Below are 25234 nucleotides of genomic sequence, written 5' to 3'. Positions count from 1 at the left end.
GACCGCATTTGGCCCGGTCTCAGGCTCATTGCGCGGTTGTGGGGAGGCGTTCGTGGACGACTACGCGGGCCGAGTGCTCGCCGACCGTTACCGGCTACCGGCTGCCGTCGACGCCGAACCCATCCACACGCGCGCCTTCGACACCTACAGCGGGCAGGACGTCCTCATCGGGCAGGTGCCGCTGCCGGAGATCGTCGAGGCCGAGCTGGTGGAGGACGGCGGCGGCGCCGACCCCTCCGGGTACGGCGACGGGGCGGGACGGGGCGCGGCCAGTGCCGTGGTGCAGCGCGCGATGGACGCCGCCCGCGCGGCGGCGGCGATACCGGACCACCCCCGGCTCGCGCAGGTCTTCGACGTCTTCGAGGAGGGCGGCAGCCTCTGGATCGTCAGCGAGCTGGTGCCCGCGCGGACGCTGGAAGGGCTGCTGGAGGAGCGGCCGTTGAGCCCGTACCGCGGGGCGGAGGTCGCGGCGGACATCCTCACGGCGCTGCGCGCCCTGCACGCGCACGGCTGGACCCACCGCAACATCACGACCCGCACGGTGCTCGTCTGCGACGACGGCCGGGTGGTCCTGACGGGCCTGGCGTCGGGCGCCGCGGAAGAGGCCCTGTGCGGCTACGACCCGCTGCCCCCGCCGCCGGGCCGCGGCGAACCGCCGCGCCCCTCGGGCAGCCCCGGCCCGCGCCCCGGCGCGCCCGCGGTGGAGCCGGGCCGCGGCGACGCGCCGGGCCTGCCGCAACTCCCCGACCCGGCGACGGGGTTCCTTCCGGCGCAGGGCGCCGGGCGGGAAGCCGCCGGTCCGCCGGACAGCGGTGTCTTACCGCCGGCGTGGGACGCCCGCCCCGGGCCGTACGCCGGGCCCGGCGACGGTGCACAGGCGCGCGGCGGCGCGGGTCCGTACGGCACGCCGCCGTACGACGAGGACGACGAGGTATGGCGCTCGGCCCCGTACGGGGCGGGCGGCGGCGGCCCGGCGGGCGGCCCGGACCCGGCGGACGACGAGTCGCAAGGCGGAGCGCCGCAGGGGCGCGGACCGGGGTGGGGCGCGCAGAGCGACACCGGCGCCGGTCCCGGCCCCGGAGCGCAGGGGGGCGCCTCGGACGGCTGGCCGTTCGGCGTGTGGCAGCAGGGCGGTACGGCCGCGGGAGCGGCGGCCGGCAGCGAGCGCGGCGGCCCCGGAAGGGCGGGCGCCGGCGCGCCTCAACAGCCTTACGGGGGCGGGCCGCAGGGCCCTGGCCCCGGTCCCGGTCCTGGCGCCGGCCCCGGTGGCGGGGCCCGGGGCGGGCCTCCCGGTGGTGCGGCGCGCGCAGGGCGGCCGACCGGGGACGAGGTGCCCGCGGCACGGGCCGGGGTGATGGCGGCGTACCAGGCCGGTACGCGGGCCGCCGAGGCACGGCTCGCCGCCGGTTCCGGTGGCGGGGGCGCCGGAGGGTCTGCGGGGCAGGGCTCCGGGCGCCCGGTGGTGCCGGGGCAGACGCCGCGTACGCCCGAGGCCGGACGGCCGCCGAACGCCGGAGGCACGGTCCCGGCCGCCGGGGCGGGCCCGGCGTACAGCGACCGCATCGCCATCGGCGGTGACCGCCCCGACCGGGGCGGTGCTCACCCGGCTATGCCGCCGGCCGGTTCACCGGATGCCGGCGCCCCGTGGGACGACCTGCCGCACGACACGGGGGACGACGGCTACGACGGCTACGAGGAGTACGGCACCGCGGCCCCCTACGGCACGTCGACGGCCGCCCCCGGCGGCCGGTACCGGCCCCCGGGCACGGCTCCCGGCGGCCCGTCGCCGCAGGCGGGTGGTGGTCCGGTGCGCCCGGGTGGGCCCGGCCCCGGTGCGGGTGGGCCCGCGGGTGGCGGACCCGGTTCGTTCGGTGCGGGTGTGCCCGGTGACCCGGGTGGGCAAGGGGACGGCGGGACCGGTTCGTACGGTGCGGGTGTGCCCCGCTCTCCCGCCCCCGGTGCCGGCAGCGGTGCTCCCGGTGGCCCGCCCGGGGCTGCGTCCGGCTCCGGCTCCTACGACCGCTCCGGTGCCGCCCACGGCGGTCCCGGCGTATCCCGCGGTCCCGCCCCCGGGCACCCGCCCGCCGGTGCCCCCGGGCCCTACGGTGGCGCGGGAACGCCCGGCGGTCCCCCGCCCGGCAACTCCCCGGCCCCCGGCGGCCCCCACGCCCCCGGCGCGTACGGCGGCCCCGGGCCCGGTGGTGGCCGGGCGGCCGGTGCTCGCCCCGGCGCCGGGCAGACCGGTGGCCGCGGGCCCGGTGCCTACGGCACCCCCGGCGGGTCCCGGCCCGCCGACGTCGCCGAGCCCGAGCCGCGGTCCCTGACCGACTCCCTCCCCGGCGGCGCCTCGTACGGCGGCAGCCTGCCCGGCGTGCGGCCCGGTGCCTCCATCGCCGTGCCCGTCGGTGCGCAGGCCGTGCCCGTGCCGCGCGACGCGTCGCCCGGCCCCGGGGCCGGCGGGCCCGGGCGGTATCCCGGGCCCGGTACCCGGCTCGCCGCCGAGCGGGCACGGCAGACCCGGATGCAGGTCGTCGGCGCCGTCACCGAGCGCTGGGCGCCCGAGCAGGCCGGGCCCGTCCACGAGCACTGGCAGCTCGCGCCCCCCGTCGGCCCCGCCGCCGACCTGTGGGCGCTCGGCGCGCTGCTCTTCCGCGCCGTCCAGGGGCACTCCGCGTACCCCGAGGAGGACGTCGGCGAGCTGGTCCAGCTCGTCTGCTCGGAGCCCGCCGCGCTCGCCGAGGAGTGCGGGGCGCTGCGTCCCGTCGTGGAGTCGCTGCTGCGCCAGGACCCCACCGAGCGGCCGGACTTCGAGGAGTTGCGCGGCTGGCTGCGCTCCCTGATCCGGACCGCGCCCGAGCCCGGCATCGGCAGCCGTACGGTCACCGTGCCGCAGCACGGCACGGGCCGCGGCGGCGATCCGCGGCGGCTGCCGATAGTGCGGCGGCGCGGCGAGCTGATGCGCCGGTGGCGTGCCAGCAAGTCGCCGGTGCCGGTGCACGCGCGCCACAAACGCCGGGCGCGCCGCGGCCCGCGCGGGCCCCGCAGCCTCGGCCGTACGCTCATCGCACTGATCTTCGTCGCCATGGCCGGCGCCATCGCGTACGCGGCGATGTTCATGCCGCAGGCCGACGAGGCCGGCAACCGTGACCAGCGCAGCGTCGTCGGCTCCGGCCGCGACGACGGGCCGGGGGAGACGGGGGCACCGCCCGCGGAGGACGGCGACTCGAACGAGCCCGAGGAACGCCGGGAGCCGCGGGAGTCCGGGGGCGACCCCGGCAAGCGGGACGACGGCGGGCAGGGCGGCGGCGCCGGTTCCGAACTGCCCGACGGTTTCGTGCTCCGTGAGGACCCGGCGGGCTTCGAGGTCGCCGTCCGCGAGGACTGGCGGCGCCTCGGCGGGAACGACAGCGGCCAGGTCCGCTACGACGGCGGGGACTACGAACTCGTCGTCGTCCCCGGCCGCGACGGTGTCGGCGAGTTCGGCAGCGACCCGATGGCGTACCAGCAGAGCGAGCCGGAGCTGGAGGAGTACCGCAACTCGGCGTGGGCGGAGGCCGACGGGCTGCGGCGGATCGAGGTCGGGCAGCGGGTGATGGCGGAGGGCGAGTTCGACTGGACGGACGGCAGCGGGCGGCAGGTGCACGCGCGTAACCTGGCGATGATCTGGGAGGACAGTTACCACGTGGTGCTGCTGATCGGGCCGGAGGGCAAGAGCGCGGAGGTGGAGCGGTTCCACCGGATCGCGGCGGAGAGCTACCGGCCGACGGGGTGACGCGGCGTGTTCCGCGGCGGGGGCCTTCGCCTCTCCCGGGGCCCTCGCGGTTCGCCCGCCGTGCCGGCGTCCGGCCGGCTGTGCCCCGTACGCTGTGAAGGGGCTCTCAGCCCTTCCTGTCGCACCCGCGTGCCCCCTGCCGGTCACCTTCCTCCGCTACCCTCCCGCCCATGTCCGACCAGGCCGCCCCTCTCGCCCGCCGTCTCGGCGTCGGCGACGCCGTGCTCGTCGGGCTCGGCGCCATGCTCGGCGCCGGGATCTTCGCCGCTCTCGCCCCCGCCGCCCGCGCCGCCGGCTCGGGGCTGCTGATCGGCCTCGGCGCCGCCGCGGTCGTCGCGTACTGCAACGCGACCTCTTCCGCCCGCCTCGCCGCCCGCTACCCGGCCTCCGGCGGCACCTACGTCTACGGGCGCGAGCGCCTCGGCCCGTTCTGGGGTTACCTCGCCGGGTGGGCTTTCGTCGTCGGCAAGACCGCGTCCTGTGCGGCGATGGCGCTCACGGTCGGCGCGTACGCCTGGCCGGAGCAGAGGCACGTCGTCGCGGTCGCGGCCGTGGTGGCGCTGACGGCGGTCAACTACCGCGGGGTGCAGAAGTCCGCGCTGCTCACCCGGGTCATCGTCGCCGTGGTGCTCGCGGTGCTGGCCGCCGTCGTCGTGGCGGCGCTGACCGCGGGCGCCGCCGAGGCGGACCGGCTGCGGCCGGGCGGTGACGCCTCGGTGAGGGGGGTGCTGGAGGCGGGGGGGCTGCTCTTCTTCGCGTTCGCCGGGTACGCGCGCATCGCCACGCTCGGCGAGGAGGTACGCGACCCGGAGCGCACGATTCCGCGGGCGGTGCCGGTCGCGCTGGGCGTCACGCTCGTCGTGTACGCGGCGGTGTCGGCGGCCGTCCTCGCCGTGCTCGGCCCCGGCGGGCTGGCGGACGCGACGGCGCCGCTGTCGGACGCGGCGTCGGCGGCGGGCGCGGGGTGGCTGGAGCCGGTGGTGCGGGTCGGCGCGGCGGTGGCGGCACTGGGGGCGCTGCTGGGGCTGATCCTCGGGATCTCCCGTACGGCGCTGGCGATGGCCCGCGACCGCCACCTGCCGCACGGTCTCGCGGCGGTGCACGAGCGGTTCCGGGTGCCGCACCGCGCGGAGCTGGCGGTGGGCGCCGTGGTGGCGGTGGTGGCCGCGACGGTGGACGTGCGCGGGGCGATCGGGTTCTCGTCGTTCGGCGTGCTGCTGTACTACGCCGTCGCCAACGCCTCGGCGTGGACGCTGAGTCCGCAGGAGGGCCGCCCGCCGCGCGCGGTACCGGTGGTGGGGCTGGCGGGCTGTGTGGTGCTGGCGTTCTCGCTGCCGGGGGTGTCGGTGGCGGTGGGCGCGGGAGTGGTGGCGGCGGGTGCGCTGGCGTACGCCGTACGGGGACGGTGGGCGGAGCGGTGACGGACAGCGGCGTACCTCGGCCGCCGCCCCCCGGGAGTGCGTCCGCGCCGTTCGCCCCGGGGGCGGACATATCCGCGCCGCTGTTACGGTAAATGGCCGCGCGGCCGGTACGTGGACCCGCCCGCGGCAGGGAGACGTGCAGGTCCGCATGTGCGCGGAGGGCCCCGGCCGGCTCACGGCGGATGTCACGGCGGAGGCCGCCGATGTCGCACGTTTTCTACAGAGCTGACATCCGGGGGACGGCCGCGCGGTTGTGCGCTATTGATGGTGCCATGAAGGACGAGGGGGACAAGGTGGGGGACGAACCCACGAGCTACGGACTGCGGCCACCGCAGCAGAACGTCGACGGCGCCGCGCCGGAGGCCGCGGCCACGCAGGTCGTCGCCGATCCCGCCACGGGCCGGCTGATCGGCGGACGCTACCGGCTCGCCGCCCGCCTCGGCGTCGGCGGCATGGGCACGGTGTGGCGGGCCCACGACGAGGTCGTCGACCGCGACGTCGCCGTCAAGGAGCCCCGGCTGCCCGCCCACCTCGACGAGCGGACACGGCAGACGGCGTACGAGCGGATGCAGCGTGAGGCCCGCGCCGCCGCCCGTATCGACCACCCTTCCGTCGTCACCGTGCACGACGTGGTGATGGAGGACGGCAAGCCCTGGATCGTGATGGAGCTGGTCCGCGGGCGCTCCCTCGGCGACCAGCTCACGGAGGGCACCCTCGACCCGCGTGAGGTGGCGCGCATAGGCGGCGCCGTGCTCGGCGCGCTGACCGCCGCGCACGAGGCGGGGATTCTGCACCGCGACGTCAAGCCCGACAACGTACTGCTCGGCCGGTACGACCGCGTCGTGCTCACCGACTTCGGCATCGCGCAGATCGAGGGCGAGCAGGGGCTGACGGAGACCGGCGCGTTCGTCGGATCGCCGGAGTACATCGCGCCGGAGCGGGTGCTCGGCCAGCGGCCGGGGCCGGAGTCGGACCTGTGGTCGCTGGGCGTGGTGATGTACGCGGCGGTCGAGGGCATGTCTCCGTACCGCCGGCAGACCGCGCCGGCGACGCTGCAGGCCGTGCTCTCCGCCGAGCCGGCGGCGCCGGCCCGCGGGTCCGGGGCGCTGGGCACGGTCATCATGCAGTTGCTGCGCAAGGACCCGGCGGCCCGGCCCGCGCCGGACGAGGTGCGGTGGCAGTTGGACGCGGTGGCCCGGCCGGTGCCGGCGCCGACGATGCTCGCCCCGGTGCCGGGCGGCGCGGGCGTCGGGCGCGGTGCGGGAAAGCTCGCGGCGGCGCTGCCGAAGGGCCGCGGCGGGAGGCTGGGCCTGCTGGGCGGGGCGATCGCCGTGGCGGCGGCGCTGGTGGTGGCGCTGGCGAACCCGTTCGGCGGTGGCGACGGCGCGCCGGAGGGCTGGAAGACGTACGACGAGACGGAGCAGCTCAAGGCGTCGCTGGCGGTCCCGGAGGACTACAAGCGCAGCGTCGACGAGGGCACGGTCACGTACACGGACCCCGGCGGCACGCCGAGCCTGTGGATCACCCGCTCGAACGACGTGGAGGACAGCGCGCTGAGCGAGGCCAACGCGACGCTTGACTGCGACATGGGCGAGAACCTGCAGTGCACCGAGCTGAGTTCCGATGTCGAGGGCACGGTCCAGGAGTTCGACTACAGGGGCGAGGACGCCGCCGAGATGGTCGTGACGTGGACCCGCGACGAGGGCTACGAGAACGAGACCGAGGCGCGCAGCCGTGAGTTCTTCTTCGTCAACGACGATGGCATCGGCTGGCACCTGACCGTGGAGATGCCGGCCGCGGGCGAGGGCAAGCGCGACGGCGAGCGGATCTACGAGCAGGTCGTCGACTCGCTGGACATTCAGGACAGGTGACGGGTCCGGGGGCGGCCGTCGGCGGTCGCCCCCGGCGCCGGTACCGGCCCGCACGTATGAGCCAGCAATCGCTGGCGGAATTCGGTTACCGGCAGGTATCCAAAGGGGCCGCCGGAGTCCTACCCTCGGCCGTATGACGGAGACCGCCGTAGGCAACCCCACAGCTCCCGCTTCCGACGGCGCCCGCACCGCCGGCGCCGTCGCCGCCGAGTTCGTCACGCCCGCGCTCGTCGAGCGCCTGACCCGCGGCGTCACCGGCTCCGGCACCGTCGCCGTCCGGTCCCCGCTGACCGGCGAGGCGCTGGCCGACGTGCCGGAGGCGGCGCCCGCGGACGTGGAGGCCGCGTTCGCGCGCGCCCGCGCCGCGCAACGGGCCTGGGCGGCCACGCCCGTACGGCAGCGGGCCGCCGTGCTGCTCCGCTTCCACGACCTGCTGCTGCGCGACCAGGACGAGGTCCTCGACCTCGTGCAACTGGAGACCGGCAAGGCGCGGCTGCACGCGCACGAGGAGGTGCAGGCCGTCGCGCTGGCCGCCCGCCACTACGGCCGCAAAGCCCCCGCCTACCTCGGCCCCAAGCGCCACACCGGCGCCCTGCCGACGCTGACCAAGGTCACCGAGCTGCGCCACCCGCGGGGTGTCGTCGGCCAGATCGCGCCCTGGAACTACCCGCTCGAACTCTCCGTCGGCGACGCACTGCCCGCCTTCGCCGCGGGCAACGCCCTGGTCATGAAGCCCGACTCCAAGACCCCGCTGACCGCCCTGTGGGCGCGCCGGAAGCTGGTCGAGGCGGGGCTGCCGGAGGAGGTGTGGCAGGTGGTGATCGGCCCGGGGCCCGTCGTCGGCCCGGAGATCGTCCGGTACGCCGACTACGTCTCGTTCACCGGCTCCACCCGCACCGGCCGCGAGGTCGCGCAGGGCGCCGCGGCCCGGCTCGTCGGCGCCTCGCTGGAGCTGGGCGGCAAGAACGCCATGCTGGTGCTCGCCGACGCCGACGTGGAGAAGGCGGCGGAGGGCGCGGTGCGCGCGGCCTTCGCCTCGGCGGGGCAGTTGTGCATCTCCGTCGAGCGGCTGTACGTGCACGAGTCGATCGCCGACGCCTTCCTCGCCCGCTTCGTCGCCAGGACCGGGGCCATGCGCCTGGGCACCACCCTCGGCTACGGCGCCGACATGGGTTCGCTCGTCGGCGCGCAGCAGTTGGAGACCGTCACGCGGCACGTGGAGGAGGCGGTCGGCAAGGGCGCCGAGGTGCTGACGGGCGGCCGGGCGCGGCCGGATGTCGGCCCGTACTTCTACGAGCCGACGATCCTCGACGGCGTCGAGTCCGGCATGACCGTCTGCGACGAGGAGACCTTCGGGCCGGTCGTCTCCGTCTACCGCTTCCGCGACGAGGACGAGGCCGTCGACCGCGCCAACGCGACGCCGTACGGGCTGAACGCCAGCGTGTGGACGAAGGACGGCCGCCGGGGCCGGCGGATCGCGGCCCGGCTGCGCACCGGCACGGTGAACGTCAACGAGGGCTACGGGGCCGCGTACGGGAGCGTGCAGGCGCCCATGGGCGGAATGAAGGACTCCGGGATCGGTCGCAGGCACGGCTCGGAGGGGATCTTGAAGTACACGGAGTCGCAGACGGTGGCGCAGCAGCGGGTGGTGCCGCTGGCGCCGTTCGCGCTGGGACCGCTGCGGTACGACGACAAGGGGTACGCGGCGTTCATGAGCCGGGGGCTGCGGGCGCTGAAGGCGCTGCGGTTCCGCTGAGGCGGGGCGCGGAGCGTGCGCCGTGCGCGGGTGGGCGCGGCCCGTCCACGGGTGGCCGCGCGCCGGGTGCGGGTGGGGGACGGCCGGTCCGGGCGTCCCCGGAACCGGCCGCATCCCTGACGGGACCGGACTGCTGTCCCCTGCATCCGGTCTCGCATCCGTTCAACGAAGCCGGTGCGGCGGCGGTCACGGCACCCGGACGCCGACCGGGTGACCGATGAGGACTGGCTTGCCCCTGTACGACCCTCCTGCTGAAACCATTCTGTGACCGGAAGGAGCTGACGGCCCATGGGATATCGGATCGTCACCGTAGGACTCTGGAAGGCGAGGGTCCGTATGGCCTTGAATGCAATGTCATGCACTTCCTCCGGCCCCTGGTGACGTTCCCGCGCGTGGTGCGCCACTACTCCTGGGTCGGCGCCGACTTGCCCCTGGACGAAGACGTCCTCCTGGACGCTCCCGGTCACCGCGTGCGCGCCGTCCTCCCCGCGGCCGCAGCGGGTGATTACCGCCCGGCCGCCGAACTCCTGGCCGGAGCCGGGTGGGCGGCCGAGTGGGAGCGACGGGACACCTATATCACGGAGTTGGCGACCGCCGCCCTGGGCGACGACGGCTGGCTGCGGCGGTGGCGGGAGCGTTACCCGGAGTGCGGGGACGCGGCGGTGATCGAGGCGGAGCGGCTGCTGCGGGCGTGGTGGGTGGAGGAGTACGGGCACCGGCGGCGGCGGTTCGAGGGCTGGGGCGTACGGCGGCGGGGCGCGGCAGGCGCGTCGGCGCAGGGCCCGGGGGCGGGTGCCGGGGCTCCCGGCGGGGCCGGTGCGGAGGCGGACGGGGCGTCGGACGGGGTGGCCGACGCCGAGTCGTGGCCGGGGTACGGGGTGCCGGGCGCGGGGCCCGGGTACGCGCGGCCCGGAACGGGGGAGGGCCCGGCGCAGGGCGCGGAGCCGGGAATCGGCTTAGCCGGGCCGGGAGCCGGTGCGGGAGCGGAGTACGGCGCCGGAGCGGGGGACCCGGCGCGGGGGGCCGGCCGGCCGCCCCGTCACGGGGCGGCCGCGGCCGACGGCGGCTCCGGGAGGCGGGCCCCGGGTCCGCTCGGGGCCGGCGGGCTCCCCGCCGGCGACCCCCGGGCGGTGTTGCGCGACGTACTGCCCCTCGTCCGGCTGGCCGCGGCGCGGGCGCCGTCCGACCCCGTGCCCTGGCGCATCGCCCTCGACCACGCCACCGCCGTACGGGCGCCGCGGGAGGCGTTCGTCTCCCGGTTCGCCGAGGCCGTCGTCCGCGCGCCCGGCCACCACGGCGCGCACGTGGCGGCGCTGCGCTACCTCGCGATCGTCGGGGAGGCGGACGTCGAGGAACTCATGGTCTTCGCCGAGGAGTCGGCGGAGGAGGCGCTGCCGGGCTCGCTGCTGCACGCACTGCCGCTGGAGGCCGCGGTGCTGGGCGCGTGCCGGGAACGCGTCGGACTGTCCGGCGGGCCGGACGCCGGCGACGGGCCCGGCTCCTCCACCACCTGGGCCGTCGAACGCGCGCTGGAACTGTCCGCGCACTACGAGCCCGGCGACCCCGAGGCCGCCGGCTTCCGCAACTGCCTCGCCGCCGCCCTCGTCCGCGCCCGGCGCTGGGACGAGGCGCTGGAGGTGTTCCGCGCCGTCGGCGTGGACGCCCGCGGCATGCCCTGGGGACAGCCCGGCGACGACGCGGAAGCCGTCCGGCGCCGATTCCTCCTCGCCCGCCAGGAGGTACGCGCCCAACTCGCCCGTCGCCTCCCGCTGTTCGGACCCCGGCAGGCCGGCGCCCCGGGCACCACGGCCGGCTTCGGTCCCTCCGGGACCGGCGCCGGGCCCGCACCGGCCCCCTACGCCGGGATCGTGGTCTGCACGGCGCCGCAGCGGGCGGTCGCCAGGGCGGCGGAAGCGGCCGGCCTGCGGCTGCGTCTGACCGCCACGGGCGGCGCCCGCACCTGCGCCCAACTGGACGCGCGAGAGCGCACGCCGGGCCATACGCCGGTGCGCGTACCAGGGCGTGCGCCGGGCCGCTGGCCACGTGGCCGTACCGCGTCGGGTGAACCGCCGTCGCCCCGCGCGCTGCTCGCCGCCGCGGCGGCGGTGACACGGGGCGAGGGGTGGCCCGCGGTGGCCATGTACGCGGCCGACGGCGCGGCGGGGATCGCGGTCTACCGGGGCGGGGAGCAGACGGCGGAGTTCACGTGGCGGGCGACGGGTGCGGCGTCGGTGACGGCCACGGTGCGGGACGTGGCGCAGAGCGCGCCGCCGCGGTCCGGCGGCGCGGCGCCGGGCGGGCAGGAGTGGCCCCCGCGCGGCGGCACGGGGCGGGTGGCGCAGTTCGCGGAGGTACGGGACGCGGCGGAGGCGATCGCCGCGGCGCTGGCGGTCGCGGACGCCAGACGGCTGACCGGCGTCCTGCGCACGGCGGGCACGCGCCGCCCCCGCAGCACGCTGGCGGAAGCTCTCCACGCCCTCGACCTGCCGGTGCTGGCCCCCCTCTTCGACTCCGCCTCCGCCGACCCGCCCGCGCGCCCGACGAGCCCTCAGACGGGCCCGGAACCCCTGCCCTGAGCGCGTCCCCCCGCGGCGCCCCCCGCTGGCACGCGGCCGGCCGATGACTTTTCCCGCCGACCCGAGTCGATACTGACGACAAGGGAACGAAGACCGCGTCCCGCTCTACGCGCGGGTCCCCGACGTGGAAGCCACCCTCCGCAGGGCGGAGAGCCTCGGCACCGGACCACAGCGGAGAGAAAACCTGTCGCCGGGCAGGGAAGCGGGCCGTAGGCTGCCCCGACCCCCGTCGGCCACCCGGAGGGAGAGGGGCGAGCGACGATGAAGCCGGCAGACCATGCGCGTGCGGTGACCGCGGCCGTCTCCACGGCCACCGGACTCGGTCTGAAAGCCGACGACGCGGTCGTCCTGCACGACTCGAACAAGGTCACGCTGCGCCTGCTGCCCTGTGACGTCCTGGCCCGGGTGGCACCCGAGGCCGACCAGAGCCCGGAGTTCGAGATCGAACTGGCACGAAGGCTCGCCGAAACGGACAGCCCGGTGGCCGCTCTCGACCCCCGGGTGGAGCCCCGCATCCACGAGCACGACGGCTTCAAGGTCACGCTGTGGACCTACTACGCACCGGCGGCGCAGCGAGAAGTCCCCCCGGCCGCCTACGCCGACGCCCTGAGGCGGCTCCACGCCGGCATGCGCGAAGTCGACGTCCCGACGCCCCACTTCACCGAGCGCATCGAGCACGCCCGACGCCTCGTGGCCGACCGCGACCGCACCCCGGACCTCCCCGACGCGGACAGGGACCTCCTCGCCGCCACGCTGCGCACCCTGCACGGCTCGACCGCCGCCCGCGGCGGCCCCGACCAGCTCCTCCACGGCGAACCGCACCCGGGCAACCTGCTCGCCACGAAGGACGGCCCGCTGTTCGTGGACCTCGAAACGTGCTGCCGCGGCCCCGTCGCCTTCGACCTCGCCCACGCACCCGAGGAGGTCGGCGACCACTACCCGGGCGTCGATCAGGACCTGCTGCGCGCATGCCGGATCCTGGTGCTCGCGATGGTCACCACGTGGCGCTGGGACCGGGACGACCAGTTCCCGGACGGACGCCGACTGGCCACGGAGTGGCTCAGCCGGATCCGCGCAGCAGTGGACCGCTGAGGGACGTCTAACGGATCGCCGCACTCTCGATCGCGTCGAAGATGTCGGCATCCGTCTCTTGCTGCCACTGAGGAAGTTCGGGCCAGTCGGCGACGTAACCCGGCTTGGGGTTCTCGATCCGGTGATGCATCTGCGCGATCCAGCAGAGGGCGACGAAGCGTCCGCGTTGTTCCCGGCTCAGCCGGACCGTGCTGCCACCCGAGAGACGGACGAATTCACGCACCTGACGGCACACGGCCGCCGCGGCCTCCCGCTCCCAGTCCGGAGTCTCCTCCCACGGAGTGACGTACCCGGGTTTCGGCTCCCCGGGAAAGTGCTTCCTGACGCCCTCAATCCACGCCTCGCGAAAGAGGCGACCTCCCTCGACGTCCACGAATCTCCCTTTGGTTGAGTAACGTAGCTCACTGTCCCCGGATGAGTGGAAGAAGTTGTGGCAGCAACTCGGGGGTCACGGCAATGGTTTCGCCCGAGTCGATGTCATGTGCGCTTCCAGAAGCGGAGACAACGTGCGCACCGGCTTCGCGCGCAATCACCGCGCCCGCGGAGGTGTCCCAGGGATTGTTGGAAAGGATCACGCACGCGTCGGTTTTCCCTTCCGCCACCCACACCAGGTCCAGGGCCGCGGTCCCCCACATACGGACCCGCTGCACCCGCCCCGCGAGCCGCTCGGTGATCGCCAGCCGCTGCGTGTTGCGCACGTGCGCGTCTGCGCCGACGGCGTAGTCCCCGACGGATACGAGGGCTGCGTTCAAGTCGCTTGTGCCGCTCGCGTGGATCCTTCGTGGTCCGCAGTACGCGCCGCCGCCTTCGAATGCGTGGTACCGGGCGTCCATGAACGGCAGGTCGACGACGCCGAGTATGCAGCGTTTACCGTCGAAGAGCCCCAGGGATACACAGCAAAGCGGAATACCGCGCACGTAATTTGCGGTACCGTCAACCGGATCCAGCGCCCACATGAACCGCCCTTCCTTCGGAGACCTCCCTTCCTCCTCGCCCAGGAAGGTGATGTTCGGCGTCAGGCCGGCCAGATGGTCGCGCACCGACGCCTCGACGGCGAAATCGACCTCGGATGCCATGTCGCGGTCACCTTTGGTCGTGATCTCGCCGGGCTCGCGGCTGACGATAATGGACTTGGCGAGTTCGACGGCGCCGTCGGCGATCTTGAGCAGATCTGACAGGTCGGTCATAGCAGTGTCGCTCGATCCCAGAGTGAGGTGAAGATCTGCTCGAACGTATGGAAAAGTTCGCCGCCCTGCGCCCTGCGCTCGACCAGAAATGCCGGAGAATCGACACCGCGGGCCTGCGGAAGATAAGGCTGAATGACCCCGGTCGCGTCATCGATGAGGGTGATGTTGAACCTGAGGGTCTCGTCCGAGACGCCGATCTCCATTCGATCGCGTTTCCCTGCTTCCAGATGAGACCGCACGCGCTCCTTCGCGATCTTCAGGTTGATCTCGGTGAGGCCGGCCAGGAACCCGGTGTCGTACCCCTCCTCGCGCTCGCGGATCTTCATCGCCTCACTGCGCGGATCCAGGAACAAGAGCTGGAACCGTGTCCCGCGTTCGACCAGGTGGCGGATCTTCGCGTCCGGGTAGTGCTGAATGAGAAGGTTGAGGGAGAGGCCGCTCGCCCGAACGAAGGAGGCGTTTTCGATCATGTGGTAGAGCGGCACCTCGGACAGGAGCTGGGGCCTGGACAGATAGGCGCCCGTCAGGTCAAGGTGTCGGTTTCCCCGGTCGGGAGTCTTCCGGTGGTTGTCTGATGGTCTTTCACCATACGGGGCGAAAAGCTCATCGATCGTCCATCCGGGAAACATCGTTTCAAGGACTCTGCAGGAGTCGGTGCGAGGCTTTCCGCTCCGAAGGTCTCCCTTGAGCCACCGGTAGAACTGGGCGTGCCCAGGGTGGCTGCCTCTGAGTCTCTTGTCAATCCCCTCTGCGGTCTTCTCCCATTCCTGGCAGAAACCCGCGTAACTGAGGTGGCGCTGCTGGATCAGTGCCTTGATGGCCACCACTTCTTCGCCCATAGGTCGCCTCACCGCCGGCTCTCGGGCCTCTCACGATACGCCGGATGAGAGCCGGACGATACGTGATGATACCGAAAAGAGTGAAGGAGGGATGCGGGCGGTATCGAAATGCGACCAGCGGTAATGCCACTGTGCGGCTTGTCCACAGCAGTCGACCGAGCACCAGCTTTGAGGCGAGAGCAGATGCCGAGTAGGACAACCGATCAGGCGGGTATTCCTGACATGCACGTGATGAAGTGGCAGTGGCGCCGGCATCCCAGGTGCGTGGGGCTCGCGCGGGCGCAGTTGCGGAAGGCTCTGGCCGGGTGGGGGATGGCCGGGATCGAGGAGTCGGCCGTGCTGGTGCTGTCGGAGTTGGTGACGAACGCCGTCGTTCATGCCCGTGTGCCGCCGGGACGGGAGATCCAGGCGCGGTTCGTACGGGTGGTCCGCGGGGTGCGTATCGAGGTGCACGACGCCTCGGGTGCGTGGCCGGTGCGGCGAGTGCCGGACGAGTCCGGCGGCTACGGGCTGCTCATGGTCGAGACGCTGGCGTCCCGGTGGGGCGTGACAGAGCGGGGCGGGGTCGGCAAGGCGGTGTGGGCCGTGGTCCTCGGTCCGGCGGAGGGCGCGGTGAGGGACGGGGAGCCGGGCGAGGAGGGCTCGGGGTGACGGGGGGCCGCCCCGGGAGGGGAGGGGCGGCCTGGTGCTCCGACGCCGTGCCTGCGTCGGAGCACCGAGAACGCCCGGGCCGTTGCGGTGGTGGTCATGCTCGGCCGCGGCTGAGTTCCAGGAGGGTCATCGCCAGGGTCGTGCCCGGGCGGCCCAGGCGGTCGCGGTAGCGGGCGAGGATCTCCATTTCGCGGGAGAGGTTCACGCGGCGCCCGCCGGAGGCGATGCGGGCCTTCTGGATCCGGGCCGAGACCGCCATCCGTTCCTCGACCAGCGCGATGATCCGGGCGTCGAGGTCGTCGATGCGTTCGCGGGCGCCGGTGATCTCCGTCGCCGCCTCGTCGGTGTGGGCGCCGGTGCGGCCGGTGGTGGCGTCGGTGGTGCGGTCGCCCGCCTGGGTTGCGTTCATCTCGTCGCTCCTGGGGTTCGGCCCCGGAGCCCGCCGCCCGGCGGCGGTAACACAGCGCGCCCCGGGCCTGCCGGCCCGGGGCGCCTGGGAAGTCGCTTGTCAGCTCAAGCGCACGACCATGGCAGCCGGACGGGCCGGTTGCCATAGGTAAAGAGGAAGCTCCGCGTGCGCATGGCCGCCAGTATTCACCCCGGGCCTGTGGTGGACAACGGCGGCTCGCATGGTGAGACGCCGCAGCCGATAGACTCGGCGGTATCTCCACTCCCACCGCCGGAAGGCCGCAGCAGTGACCTCAGCGACCCCCGACACCGTTCTCGTCGTGGACTTCGGTGCCCAGTACGCCCAGCTCATCGCGCGCCGCGTGCGCGAGGCCCGGATCTACAGCGAGATCGTGCCGTCCACGATGCCGGTGCCGGAGATCCTCGCGAAGAACCCCAAGGCGATCATCCTCTCCGGCGGCCCTTCCTCGGTGTACGCGGAGAACGCGCCCGGCATCGACCCCGCGATCTTCTCCGCCGGCGTGCCCGTCTTCGGGATGTGCTACGGCTTCCAGCTCATGGCCCAGGCCCTCGGCGGCACGGTCGACAACACGGGGAAGCGCGAGTACGGGCGTACGGAGCTGAGCGTCACCCGCCCCGACTCGACCCTCTTCGAGGGCACGCCCGCGCGGCAGGACGTCTGGATGTCCCACGGCGACGCCTGCTCGGCCGCCCCGGAGGGATTCACGGTCACCGCGTCGACCGAGGGCGTGCCCGTGGCGGCCTTCGAGGACGACACACGGAAGCTGTACGGCGTACAGCACCACCCGGAGGTCATGCACTCCACCCACGGCCAGCTCGTCCTGGAGCACTTCCTCTACCGGGGCGCCGGCCTCGCCCCCACGTGGACGACCGCGAATGTCGTGGAGGAGTCCGTCGCCGCCGTCCGCGCGCAGGTCGGCGACGCGCAGGCGATCTGTGCGCTGTCCGGCGGGGTGGACTCGGCGGTGGCCGCGGCGCTCGTCCAGCGGGCCATCGGGGACCGGCTCACCTGCGTGTACGTCGACCACGGGCTGATGCGCAAGGGCGAGTCCGAGCAGGTCGAGAAGGACTTCGTGGCCGCGACCGGCGTGCAGCTCAAGGTCGTCGACGCGGCGGAGCGGTTCCTCACGGCGCTCGCCGGGGTGTCGGACCCCGAGCAGAAGCGGAAGATCATCGGCCGGGAGTTCATCCGGGTCTTCGAGCAGGCGCAGGCCGAGATCGTGGCTGCGGCGGGGAGGTCCGGGGCGGCGGTGCGCTTCCTCGTGCAGGGCACCCTCTACCCGGACGTCGTGGAGTCCGGCGGCGGCACGGGCACCGCGAACATCAAGTCCCACCACAACGTCGGCGGGCTGCCGGAGGACCTGGACTTCGAGCTGGTCGAGCCGCTGCGGCGGCTCTTCAAGGACGAGGTCCGGATGGTCGGCAAGGAGCTGGGGCTGCCGGAGGCGATGGTGCAGCGCCAGCCGTTCCCCGGCCCCGGGCTCGGCATCCGCATCGTCGGCGAGGTCACCAAGGACCGGCTCGACCTGCTGCGCGAGGCGGACGCGATCGCCCGCGAGGAGCTGACGGCGGCCGGGCTCGACCGCGAGATCTGGCAGTGCCCGGTGGTGCTCCTCGCCGACGTACGGTCGGTGGGCGTGCAGGGCGACGGGCGCACGTACGGGCATCCGGTGGTCCTGCGCCCGGTGTCGTCGGAGGACGCGATGACGGCGGACTGGTCGCGGCTGCCGTACGACGTGCTGGCGCGGATCTCGACGCGCATCACGAACGAGGTGCCGGACGTCAACCGCGTGGTTCTCGACGTCACGTCGAAGCCGCCGGGGACCATCGAGTGGGAGTGAGCGGCCCGGCGACTCCGGCGGGCTGCCGGTAGGGCAGAATTCGCTCTCATCACAGGGACGGCTTGCGGTCAAGGGGGCACGAGGTGGCGGTGGAAGCGGGGGGCGACGACACGGCTGCGGGGGCCGCGGACGCGCCTGCGGCCGGCGCCGCGGGCGGTACGGGGTCCGGTGCTGCGGGCGCCCGGCCCGGCAGCGGGAGCGGACCGGCCGGCGGGCGGGCGGCGCAGGACGCCGCCGGCGGTCCTGCGGACCACGGCGGTACGCGGTCGGGCGCGGAGCGCGACACGCTCGGCGACCCGCGGCCCGGAGACAGCGCCGGGGCAGCGGCGGGCACCCGCGTCCCGCACCCGTCCGCCAGCGGAACAGCAGGGTCCGCTGCGGTGACCTCCGGCTCCGGCTCCGGGGCGGCGACGCCCGCGGCTGCCGCCCCCGACGCCTCCGCCTCCGGCGCCCCCGCCCCCGGCGGCGACTCGTCCGGGTCCGGCGGCCACCGCCCCGAGGCCGGCTCCGAAACATCCGACCCCGCCGTCGAGTTCGCCCGGCGCCGCGACGGCTTCGCCGCCGGCGAGGGCGTGCCCGCGGGCGTCGCGTACTCGCCCGGCGCCTCCCGCCAGTGGGTCTCCGACGAGCTGGCCCGCTCCGCGGACACCCTCGCCGCCCGCGGCGCCGCCGGGGGTGCGACGGGACCGGCCGCGCTGTGGCGGCGCAGCCTGTACGTCATCGGCGCCGGCCTGCTCGCCCTCCTCCTCGTCGTCGGGCTCACCGCCCTCGGACCCGGCTGGACCCGGGCCCGTACCGCGGCGGTGCTCGCCGCCGTGCTCACCGCCGGCCTGCTGGCCGGTGCCGCATGGCTGAGCCGCGCCCGCGGCGGGCTCCTCGCGCCCGTCGTCGGCGAGGACGGCCGGCTGTCGACCGGCCGCGCGGTGGCCGGCGCCTGGACGCTGCTCGCCGGCTACGCCCTGCTGCACCTCGCCCTCGCGCTGGCCCTCGCCGACGGCTCCGCCGCCCGCGACCGGCTCCTGGACGGACTCGGCTGGTCCGCCGCGGGCGCCGGCACCGGCGGTGCCGCCGGGCTCGTCGTCACCGTCGCCGTCGTGTGGGCCGCCGCCCTCGGCGCCCGCGCCGTCGTGGCGTACCGGCTGCGCAGCGGCGGCCTGACCAAAACCCGCGCCCCCCGCCCGCGCGGCGCCGATCTGCTCACCGACGACGCCGGCCGCGCCGCCGCCGTCGACGTCCAGTACGTCGTCGTCTCCGCCGCCGCCCTCCTCTTCGCCCTGGTGCAGCTCGGCCGCCGGCCCGAAGAGTTGCCGGGGCTGCCCTGGGGCATCGCCGGACTGGTCGCGGTGAGCGCGGCCGTGCACCTGGCCGCGCGGCTCGTCGACGGCGGGCGCCCCGCCGTGCTGTCCGTCGTCCGGGTCCGCGAGCCCGGCGACCTGCACACCGCGATCCGTACCGGCGACGACATCGAGGTGCGCGGCACCGGCTTCGTGCCGCCCGGCGCCGAGTCGCCTGAGCTCCTCGCGCGCGTGGTCGTGCGGATCGGCGCCGTCCACGTACACGTACCCCTGGTCCCCGTGCCCGGCGGCTTCGCCAACCCCGCCGCGACCCGGCTGACCGTTCCGGTGCCCGTGGACGTGGAGCCGGGCCGCACGGAGTTGCGGGTCGTCACCGCCGGGGGCGCGGAGTCCGCCCCGTACCTGCTCGACATCGTCGACTGAGCGGGCGCGTACGACCCGATGAGGTTGAGCGTTCACGAACCGCTTTACGTATCCCCTCCCACACATGAAGGATCGGCGCCGGGGCGATCACCGGCACGGTCGACGGCAGGAGAGGCGGACACGACATGGCACAGGCACAGGACCAAGCCTCCGGCACCGGCGTTCTCGGGAGGGTGCCCCAGGGAGATCCGCCCGGCGGCCTCCGGGCCGCCGCCGCCCGGTTCGCGCTCCTGCCGCTGCGGATCTTCCTCGGCATCACCTTCGTCTACGCCGGCCTCGACAAGCTGACGGACGACGCGTTCCTCGACTCCAGCGGCCCCGGCTCGCTGCACGACACCCTGGACAGCCTGCCCGACGTCGCCGTCCCCGCCCTGGTGGACCTGGCGCAGCAGGCGCCGACGGGCTTCGGGATCGCCATCTCGCTCGGCGAGATCGCGGTGGGACTCGGCACCCTCGCCGGGCTGTGGACGCGGCTGGCCGCGCTCGGCGGGGCGCTGCTCTCGATGACGCTGTGGTTCACGATGAGCTGGTCGGCGGAGCCGTACTACTACGGCCAGGACCTGCCGTACATGATGGCGTGGACGCCCCTGATCCTGGCCGGTGCGCCCTACTGGTCGCTGGACTCGGTGCTCTCGGTGCGCCGGCGCCGCAGGGGGCGGCAACTCTTCGCCTAGCCCCCGGCCGTCAACGGGCTCCGTCCGCGTCCCCGCCCGCCCCGCCGGCGCCCGACCCGCCGGCGTACGGGTCCTCCGCGTACGGGCCGTCCGCCCCCGGAGCGTCGTCGCTCCGGGGCCCGAAGCGTGCGTCGTACGTCCCGCGCAGCTCGTCCATCGGCAGCCCGCCCAGGTCCGCGCCCAGGTCCGCGTCCCACGCCTGCGCCGCCGCGCGCGCCTCCCGCGCACGCCGGCGGGCACGGCGCGCGGCGTAGCCGACGGCGGCGACCAGGGCGGCCAGCACGAGCCCCGGCACCACCACGGCCAGCGGCACCCAGTCCGGCTGCGGCAGTGTGCCGGCCGCGTCGAGCAGGCCGAGGGCCGCGCCGCAGAGCAGCACCAGGCCGGCGACGAGCTTCGCGGGCTCGAACCTATGACGCCGCACGCTCGACCTCCAGTTGGCCGATCGAAACCGTCAGGTCCAGCACCAGCGTCCCCCGCGGCTCTCCGGACCCGCCGGCCGTGGGCTCCAGCACCGTGGTCCGCTCCTGCCACGGGGAGACGTCGATGTCGCCGTCGCCCGGGTCGTCGCTGCGCGTGGAGGGCGGAAGCTGCATGTCGCCGATGTCGACCTGGGAGCGGAGCTCCACGCGTACGTCGTCGGGCACGCGCACCGTCAGCCGGCCCAGGCCCACCTGGGCCGCGGACTCGACCCGCTGACCCCTGTCGAGATCGAGCCCGGTGAGGTCGAGCCGGGCCTCGCCGCTGCCCAGCTCGTACCGGTCGCGCACGTCCGCGGCGGCCGCCGGGCGCCAGGTCCGCTCGCCCCAGTCGGCCGTGATGGTGTCGGGCAGCCACAGGGCGACGGCCAGCAGGCCGGTCGTGAGCAGCGCCCAGAAGGCGGTGCCGCCGCCGGTGCGGCCGAACCAGGCGCTGAGCGTGAAGCCCGCGCCGAAGACGGCGAGCGCGCCGGCCAGGCCGAGCGCCAGGGTGGTGCCCAGCGGCTCCGTGCCCCAGGTGGCGCCGATGACGACGGCGCAGGTCCCGGCGGCGGCGAGGAACGTCCAGCCGCCGATGCCGGCCGCCTCGTGCTCGCCCCGGCCGTCGCCCGGCGGCGCCTTCCGGGGCCGGAAGCCGGCACCGGGCGGGCCTTCCGGGGCCGCGGCCTGCGCGCCGTCGCCGTCGTCGGGGCCCCACAGATAGGGCGGGAAGTCGCCCTCCTTGGTGAGCGGGTCGCGCCACCAGGACGGGGAGTACGGCACGGGCGGCGGCGCGGTCTCCGGCGGGGCGTCGGCCACGGCGTGGGCGGTGGCGTCGTCCACGGGGACGCCGTCGGCGGCCAGCTCCTCGGCCTCGCGGCGGTGGTGCGACCAGTAGGCGGCGCCGCCGAGGCAGAGGAGCAGCAGGGCGGCGAAGAAGTGGGTGTCCGTGCTGTTCAGCACGGACAGGAACAGGCCGCAGCCGACGATGGCGAAGAGCAGTGCCGTCAGCGCCGAGCCCTCGACGCGGCCGGACAGCAGCCGGCGGCCCTCGCTGTCGTCCTCGCCGTCCAGCGGCATGAGCAGCCAGGCGAAGCCGTACGCGACGAGGCCGAGGCCGCCGGTGGCGGTGAGCACACCGAGGACGACGCGGAAGATGACGGGGTCCATGCCGAAGTACTGGCCGAGGCCGCCGCAGACGCCGCCGACGACCTTGTAGCGCCGGCTGCGCCGCAGCCGCGGCCTGGCGGGCGCCGGGCCGTGCGCGCCGTCCGGCGCCGGGTCCGCGGCGCCGCCCCCGCCCCCGTCCCGTATGCCGTCCCGCACCCCGGCGTGCGCCGTACGCCTACGGGCCTCCGCACCGGCGCGGTCGCCCGCCGGTGCGCCGTGCGCACCCGGGCCCATGCCCGGGTCGGCGCCGGGGCTCGTGTCGGTCATGGGTCCATGGTGGCGGACGCCGCCGCGGGGCGGGAGGCGGGACCACCCCGAGCGGACCCTGAAATCCTCCGGGGACCGATGGGGGGCCAACCCTGATGCCAGGGCCGCCCCACCCGTGTGACGATGCATGGTATGACCGCAGCCACCGCCGCGCCCCCTTCCGAGGGCACCACCCCGCCCGGCGGACCGTACGACGTGTACGAGCGGCCCGTCCGGCGGCTGTACCGCAGCGCCGACGGGCGCTGGCTCGGCGGCGTCGCGCGCGGGCTCGCCGGGCATCTGGGCCTGCCGGTGTCGTGGGTGCGGATCGTCTTCCTCGGCCTGCTCATGGCCAACGGACTGGGCGTGCTGCTGTACGCGGTCTTCTGGTTCGTCGTCCCGCTCGGCCAGGGCGGCAGGGCGGAGAAGCCGCTCGTGGACGTCGACGCCGACGGGCGCCGGCGGCTCCGCAAGCCCGACAAGGGGCAACTGCTCGCCCTCCTCGCCCTGCTCATCGGCGCCGGTATCTTCGCCGGCAGCCTCGACCTGGGCCGTTCCAACGCCTTCGTGTGGCCCCTGCTGCTCATCGGTGCCGGCGTGGCCCTGGTGTGGCGGCAGGCGGACAACGCCCGCCGGGCGAAGTGGGCGGCGGTCACGCGGCGGAAGAAGTTCCTGCCGCTCCTGCGCGGCGCCGCCGGGGTGCTGCTGGTGGGGGCGGGGGCCAGCGCGATCTTCGTCATGCAGGGGTCCACGCGGCACATCGGCGCCGTCCTGCAGGCGTCGCTGGCGGTGCTGGTGGGCGTGGCGCTGCTGGCCGGGCCCTGGCTCGTACGGATGGTGCAGGACCTGTCGGAGGAGCGGCTGATGCGCATCCGGGCGCAGGAGCGCGCCGAGGTCGCCGCCCACGTCCACGACTCCGTGCTGCACACCCTCACGCTCATCCAGCGCAACGCCGACAACGCCGGCGAGGTGCGCAAGCTGGCCCGCGCGCAGGAGCGGGAGCTGCGCACCTGGCTGTACAAGCCGCAGGGGACCGGCAAGGACGAGGAGGAGGCTGCCGGGCCCGGGACGCTCGCCGAGGGGGTGCGCAAGGCGGCCGCGGAGGTGGAGGACCATCACGGGGTGCCCGTGGAGGTGGTGTGCGTCGGCGACTGCCCGGTGGACGACAAGCTGGGCGCGCAGTTGCAGGCGGCGCGTGAGGCGATGGTCAACGCGGCCAAGTACGGTGGCGAGGCGGGGCCGGTGCAGGTTTTCGCGGAGGTCGAGGGGCGGCAGGTCTTCATCTCGGTGAAGGACCGCGGTCCCGGCTTCGACCCGGAGGCGGTCCCGGCCGACAGGATGGGCGTACGCGAGTCCATCATCGGCAGGATGGAGCGCAACGGCGGCACCGCCCGGCTGCGCACGCCGGCGGGCGGGGGCACCGAGGTGGAGCTGGAGATGGAGCGCGCCGAGTGAGGCGTACGCGGACAGGGCGGGCGCAGTGAGGAGCGGACGATGACGCACGACGCAGCGGGCGGGACCCCGGCGGGCGGCGCGGGCCCGGAGAAGGGCCGTCGGGTACGGGTCGTCCTCGTCGACGACCACCGCATGTTCCGGGCCGGGGTGCAGGCGGAGATCGGGGTGACCGACGAGACCGGCGTCGAGGTCGTCGGCGAGGCGGCGGACGTGGAGCAGGCCGTGACGGTCATCACGGCCACCCGTCCCGAGGTCGTGCTGCTCGACGTGCACCTGCCGGGCGGCGGCGGCGTCGAGGTGCTGCGCCGCTGCTCGGGGCTGATGGGGGAATCGCCGAGCGGCGAGGCGCCGGTGCGCTTCCTGGCGCTGTCGGTGTCGGACGCGGCGGAGGACGTCATCGGCGTCATCCGCGGCGGCGCCCGCGGATACGTGACCAAGACCATCACCGGGACCGACCTCGTCGACGCGATCTTCCGGGTGTCGGAGGGCGACGCGGTCTTCTCGCCGCGGCTCGCCGGCTTCGTCCTCGACGCCTTCGCGTCGACGGACGCCCCGCCGGTGGACGAGGACCTGGACCGGCTGACGCAGCGGGAGCGGGAGGTGCTGCGGCTGATCGCGCGGGGGTACGCGTACAAGGAGGTCGCGAAGCAGCTCTACATCTCCGTCAAGACCGTCGAATCGCATGTCTCGGCGGTGCTGCGCAAGCTGCAGTTGTCGAACCGGCACGAGCTGACGCGCTGGGCGACGGCCCGCAGGCTGGTCTGACGGACCGCCCCCCGCGCGTGCGGCTCAGGCGGGACGTACCGCCGTCACGAACGGCATCGAGTCCACCGGGGCGTAGCGCACCGTCGCGCCCGGGCGGGGCGCGTGGATGATCTGCCCGCCGCCGGCGTACATGCCGACGTGGGTGAGGCCCGAGTAGTAGAAGACCAGGTCCCCGGGCGCCAGCGCGGAGCGCGGGACAGTGGTGCCCGCCGCGGCCTGGGTGTAGGTCGTACGGGGCAGGGAGACGCCCGCGGCGCCCCAGGCCGCCTGCGTGAGGCCCGAGCAGTCGAAGGCGCCGGGGCCGGTGGCGCCCCAGACGTACGGGCTGCCGATCGCGCCCCGGGCGTACGAGAGGGCGCGAGCGGCGCGGGCGTTGGGCGCCTGCACCGGCCCGCGCGGGGCGTCGCGCGCCGCCCGGTCGCCCGCCGCGCCGCCGTGTCCGTCGGCGCCGAGGACGGCGTCGCGCTGTGCGGCGGTGAGGGGGCCGAGGAGCCGGCGGGCCTCGGTGAGCTTGTCCTCGATCGCACTCTTGCGCCGCTTCAGCTCCGCGCGCGCGTCCTTCAGCTCCGCCAGCCGGTCTCCCGCCTCCTCCCGCACCTGCTTCACCTCCCGTAACTGCCGCCCGGCCTCCGCGAGCGCGGCGGCCTGCCGGTTTCCGACCCGTTCGAGCAGCGCGGCCCGGCGCAGGTAGTCCTCCGGGTCGGCGGAGAGGGCGAGCTGCACGGCGGGGTCGGCGGTGCCGTTGCGGTACTGGGCGGTGGCGAAGGAGCCGAGGGCGTTGCGGGCGTCGTTGAGCCGCGCGGTCTTGCGGGCGGCCTCGTCGCGGAGGTCGTCCAGGGCGCGTTCGCTGCGGTCCGCCTTCTCCGCGACGCCGTTGTACTCCTCGACGGCCTGCTCGGCCTCGTGATGGAGCCGGTCCACCTTCTCCCTCACTTCCGCCGGGGTCGGCTGCGGGTCGGCCTGGGCGAAGCCGCCCAGCGCGGTGGCGGCGGCGGTGGCGACGAGCGCCATCACTCCGGCGTTACGGGCCGTGGCCCTCCTGTGGGACGCCACGCGGGCGTTCACCCCTTTCATGCGGTCCGGCGGCGGCCCGCACGGGGGAGCGGACCGCCGCCGGTTCTCGGCGGGGGTGGCCGGCTGCCGCGCCGGTGACACGGGCGGCGTCGAGAAGCCGACCACCTGAGCGAGACGCTAGGCCGATGGCGCGGCGTGGGAGGAGGGGATGAAAGAGACTTACCGGACCTGCCCGGCGGTGACAGATTGTGATCGCCCGAACACGCCTAACTGCGCCGTGGTTTGGGGTCCGTGACCAA

19 protein-coding genes are annotated in these 25234 nt (G+C 75.0%); 12 read left to right on the top strand and 7 right to left on the bottom strand.

Annotated features, from left to right (window positions below; all coding sequences use genetic code 11):
* The first annotated feature begins 52 nt into the window (after window positions 1–52).
* The 6 genes from I003_RS0114400 (at window position 53) to I003_RS0114375 (ending at window position 12488) form a co-directional block, all read left to right on the top strand.
* Window positions 53–3772: a protein kinase gene (locus I003_RS0114400; RefSeq protein WP_027772172.1), complete on the top strand. Its 3720-nt coding sequence runs from the start codon at window positions 53–55 to the stop codon at window positions 3770–3772.
* Window positions 3773–3942: 170 nt separating this feature from the next.
* The gene (locus I003_RS0114395) at window positions 3943–5193 is read left to right on the top strand and encodes an APC family permease (RefSeq protein ID WP_027772171.1); all 1251 of its coding nucleotides are present in this window, start codon (window positions 3943–3945) and stop codon (window positions 5191–5193) included.
* A gap of 272 nt (window positions 5194–5465) precedes the next feature.
* Window positions 5466–7064 (top strand): serine/threonine-protein kinase, encoded by a 1599-nt coding sequence (locus tag I003_RS0114390; RefSeq protein ID WP_027772170.1) that lies wholly within the window; start codon window positions 5466–5468, stop codon window positions 7062–7064.
* 133 nt (window positions 7065–7197) lie between these two features.
* Window positions 7198–8820: a succinic semialdehyde dehydrogenase gene (locus tag I003_RS0114385; protein ID WP_027772169.1), complete on the top strand. Its 1623-nt coding sequence runs from the start codon at window positions 7198–7200 to the stop codon at window positions 8818–8820.
* Window positions 8821–9176: 356 nt separating this feature from the next.
* Window positions 9177–11396: a hypothetical protein gene (locus I003_RS0114380; RefSeq protein WP_027772168.1), complete on the top strand. Its 2220-nt coding sequence runs from the start codon at window positions 9177–9179 to the stop codon at window positions 11394–11396.
* Between the two features lie 261 nt (window positions 11397–11657).
* Window positions 11658–12488: an aminoglycoside phosphotransferase family protein gene (locus tag I003_RS0114375; RefSeq protein ID WP_027772167.1), complete on the top strand. Its 831-nt coding sequence runs from the start codon at window positions 11658–11660 to the stop codon at window positions 12486–12488.
* 7 nt (window positions 12489–12495) lie between these two features.
* On the opposite strand, the gene I003_RS0114370 is transcribed toward I003_RS0114375, so the two are convergent.
* Genes I003_RS0114370 through I003_RS0114360 form a run of 3 tightly spaced genes read right to left on the bottom strand, consistent with a single transcriptional unit; the run spans window position 12496 to window position 14514 of the window.
* Window positions 12496–12861: a hypothetical protein gene (locus I003_RS0114370; RefSeq protein WP_027772166.1), complete on the bottom strand. Its 366-nt coding sequence runs from the start codon at window positions 12859–12861 to the stop codon at window positions 12496–12498.
* A 28-nt stretch (window positions 12862–12889) separates the two neighbouring features.
* Window positions 12890–13675, bottom strand: coding sequence for an inositol monophosphatase family protein (locus I003_RS0114365; RefSeq protein ID WP_027772165.1), 786 nt, complete (start codon window positions 13673–13675; stop codon window positions 12890–12892).
* A complete protein-coding gene (locus I003_RS0114360) occupies window positions 13672–14514 on the bottom strand; it encodes a DUF5919 domain-containing protein (protein WP_027772164.1) in 843 nt (280 codons plus the stop codon). Before I003_RS0114360 ends, I003_RS0114365 begins: the two co-directional genes overlap by 4 nt.
* Before the next feature lie 222 nt (window positions 14515–14736).
* Between I003_RS0114360 and I003_RS0114355 the strand changes: the two genes are divergently transcribed.
* Window positions 14737–15165, top strand: coding sequence for an ATP-binding protein (locus tag I003_RS0114355; RefSeq protein ID WP_486584220.1), 429 nt, complete (start codon window positions 14737–14739; stop codon window positions 15163–15165).
* Between the two features lie 94 nt (window positions 15166–15259).
* On the opposite strand, the gene I003_RS0114350 is transcribed toward I003_RS0114355, so the two are convergent.
* On the bottom strand, window positions 15260–15574 hold the full coding sequence (locus I003_RS0114350) for a chorismate mutase (protein WP_027772162.1): 315 nt from the start codon (window positions 15572–15574) through the stop codon (window positions 15260–15262).
* A 286-nt stretch (window positions 15575–15860) separates the two neighbouring features.
* On the opposite strand from I003_RS0114350, the gene guaA reads away from it, so the two are divergent.
* The 3 genes from guaA (at window position 15861) to I003_RS0114335 (ending at window position 19827) form a co-directional block, all read left to right on the top strand.
* The gene (guaA, locus tag I003_RS0114345) at window positions 15861–17435 is read left to right on the top strand and encodes a glutamine-hydrolyzing GMP synthase (RefSeq protein WP_027772161.1); all 1575 of its coding nucleotides are present in this window, start codon (window positions 15861–15863) and stop codon (window positions 17433–17435) included.
* A gap of 380 nt (window positions 17436–17815) precedes the next feature.
* Window positions 17816–19153, top strand: coding sequence for a hypothetical protein (locus tag I003_RS32245; protein ID WP_078564021.1), 1338 nt, complete (start codon window positions 17816–17818; stop codon window positions 19151–19153).
* A 125-nt stretch (window positions 19154–19278) separates the two neighbouring features.
* The gene (locus I003_RS0114335; RefSeq protein ID WP_027772160.1) at window positions 19279–19827 is read left to right on the top strand and encodes a DoxX family protein; all 549 of its coding nucleotides are present in this window, start codon (window positions 19279–19281) and stop codon (window positions 19825–19827) included.
* Window positions 19828–19837: 10 nt separating this feature from the next.
* On the opposite strand, the gene I003_RS0114330 is transcribed toward I003_RS0114335, so the two are convergent.
* Both I003_RS0114330 and I003_RS0114325 read right to left on the bottom strand, forming a co-directional pair.
* Window positions 19838–20251 carry a hypothetical protein gene (locus I003_RS0114330; protein WP_027772159.1) on the bottom strand — a complete coding sequence of 138 codons (414 nt, stop codon included), beginning with the start codon at window positions 20249–20251 and terminating at the stop codon, window positions 19838–19840.
* The gene (locus tag I003_RS0114325; protein WP_078564019.1) at window positions 20238–21722 is read right to left on the bottom strand and encodes a PspC domain-containing protein; all 1485 of its coding nucleotides are present in this window, start codon (window positions 21720–21722) and stop codon (window positions 20238–20240) included. The genes I003_RS0114330 and I003_RS0114325 overlap by 14 nt, the downstream gene beginning before the upstream one ends.
* A gap of 132 nt (window positions 21723–21854) precedes the next feature.
* Between I003_RS0114325 and I003_RS0114320 the strand changes: the two genes are divergently transcribed.
* Window positions 21855–23156 carry an ATP-binding protein gene (locus I003_RS0114320; RefSeq protein WP_027772157.1) on the top strand — a complete coding sequence of 434 codons (1302 nt, stop codon included), beginning with the start codon at window positions 21855–21857 and terminating at the stop codon, window positions 23154–23156.
* A 39-nt stretch (window positions 23157–23195) separates the two neighbouring features.
* Window positions 23196–23921: a response regulator transcription factor gene (locus I003_RS0114315; RefSeq protein WP_027772156.1), complete on the top strand. Its 726-nt coding sequence runs from the start codon at window positions 23196–23198 to the stop codon at window positions 23919–23921.
* 24 nt (window positions 23922–23945) lie between these two features.
* Here I003_RS0114315 and I003_RS0114310 read toward each other — a convergent pair whose 3' ends face one another.
* Complete coding sequence (locus I003_RS0114310; RefSeq protein WP_199784302.1) at window positions 23946–24995, bottom strand: C40 family peptidase; 1050 nt, start codon at window positions 24993–24995, stop codon at window positions 23946–23948.
* Between the last annotated feature and the right edge of the window lie 239 nt (window positions 24996–25234).

It is taken from the genome of Streptomyces sp. CNQ329 (assembly GCF_000482585.1).
This window is presented reverse-complemented; position numbering and strand designations above follow the sequence as displayed.

Bases quoted from the DNA above. Each gene is read 5' to 3' on its own strand.
- I003_RS0114350 (WP_027772162.1), bottom strand. From the start codon at position 15,574: ATGAACGCAACCCAGGCGGGCGACCGCACCACCGACGCCACCACCGGC.
- I003_RS0114310 (WP_199784302.1), bottom strand. From the start codon at position 24,995: ATGAAAGGGGTGAACGCCCGCGTGGCGTCCCACAGGAGGGCCACGGCC.
- I003_RS0114380 (WP_027772168.1), top strand. From the start codon at position 9,177: ATGCACTTCCTCCGGCCCCTGGTGACGTTCCCGCGCGTGGTGCGCCAC.
- I003_RS0114335 (WP_027772160.1), top strand. From the start codon at position 19,279: ATGGCACAGGCACAGGACCAAGCCTCCGGCACCGGCGTTCTCGGGAGG.
- I003_RS0114375 (WP_027772167.1), top strand. From the start codon at position 11,658: ATGAAGCCGGCAGACCATGCGCGTGCGGTGACCGCGGCCGTCTCCACG.
- I003_RS0114390 (WP_027772170.1), top strand. From the start codon at position 5,466: ATGAAGGACGAGGGGGACAAGGTGGGGGACGAACCCACGAGCTACGGA.
- I003_RS0114360 (WP_027772164.1), bottom strand. From the start codon at position 14,514: ATGGGCGAAGAAGTGGTGGCCATCAAGGCACTGATCCAGCAGCGCCAC.
- I003_RS0114355 (WP_486584220.1), top strand. From the start codon at position 14,737: ATGCACGTGATGAAGTGGCAGTGGCGCCGGCATCCCAGGTGCGTGGGG.
- I003_RS0114385 (WP_027772169.1), top strand. From the start codon at position 7,198: ATGACGGAGACCGCCGTAGGCAACCCCACAGCTCCCGCTTCCGACGGC.
- I003_RS0114395 (WP_027772171.1), top strand. From the start codon at position 3,943: ATGTCCGACCAGGCCGCCCCTCTCGCCCGCCGTCTCGGCGTCGGCGAC.
- I003_RS0114325 (WP_078564019.1), bottom strand. From the start codon at position 21,722: ATGACCGACACGAGCCCCGGCGCCGACCCGGGCATGGGCCCGGGTGCG.
- I003_RS0114365 (WP_027772165.1), bottom strand. From the start codon at position 13,675: ATGACCGACCTGTCAGATCTGCTCAAGATCGCCGACGGCGCCGTCGAA.
- I003_RS0114320 (WP_027772157.1), top strand. From the start codon at position 21,855: ATGACCGCAGCCACCGCCGCGCCCCCTTCCGAGGGCACCACCCCGCCC.
- I003_RS0114315 (WP_027772156.1), top strand. From the start codon at position 23,196: ATGACGCACGACGCAGCGGGCGGGACCCCGGCGGGCGGCGCGGGCCCG.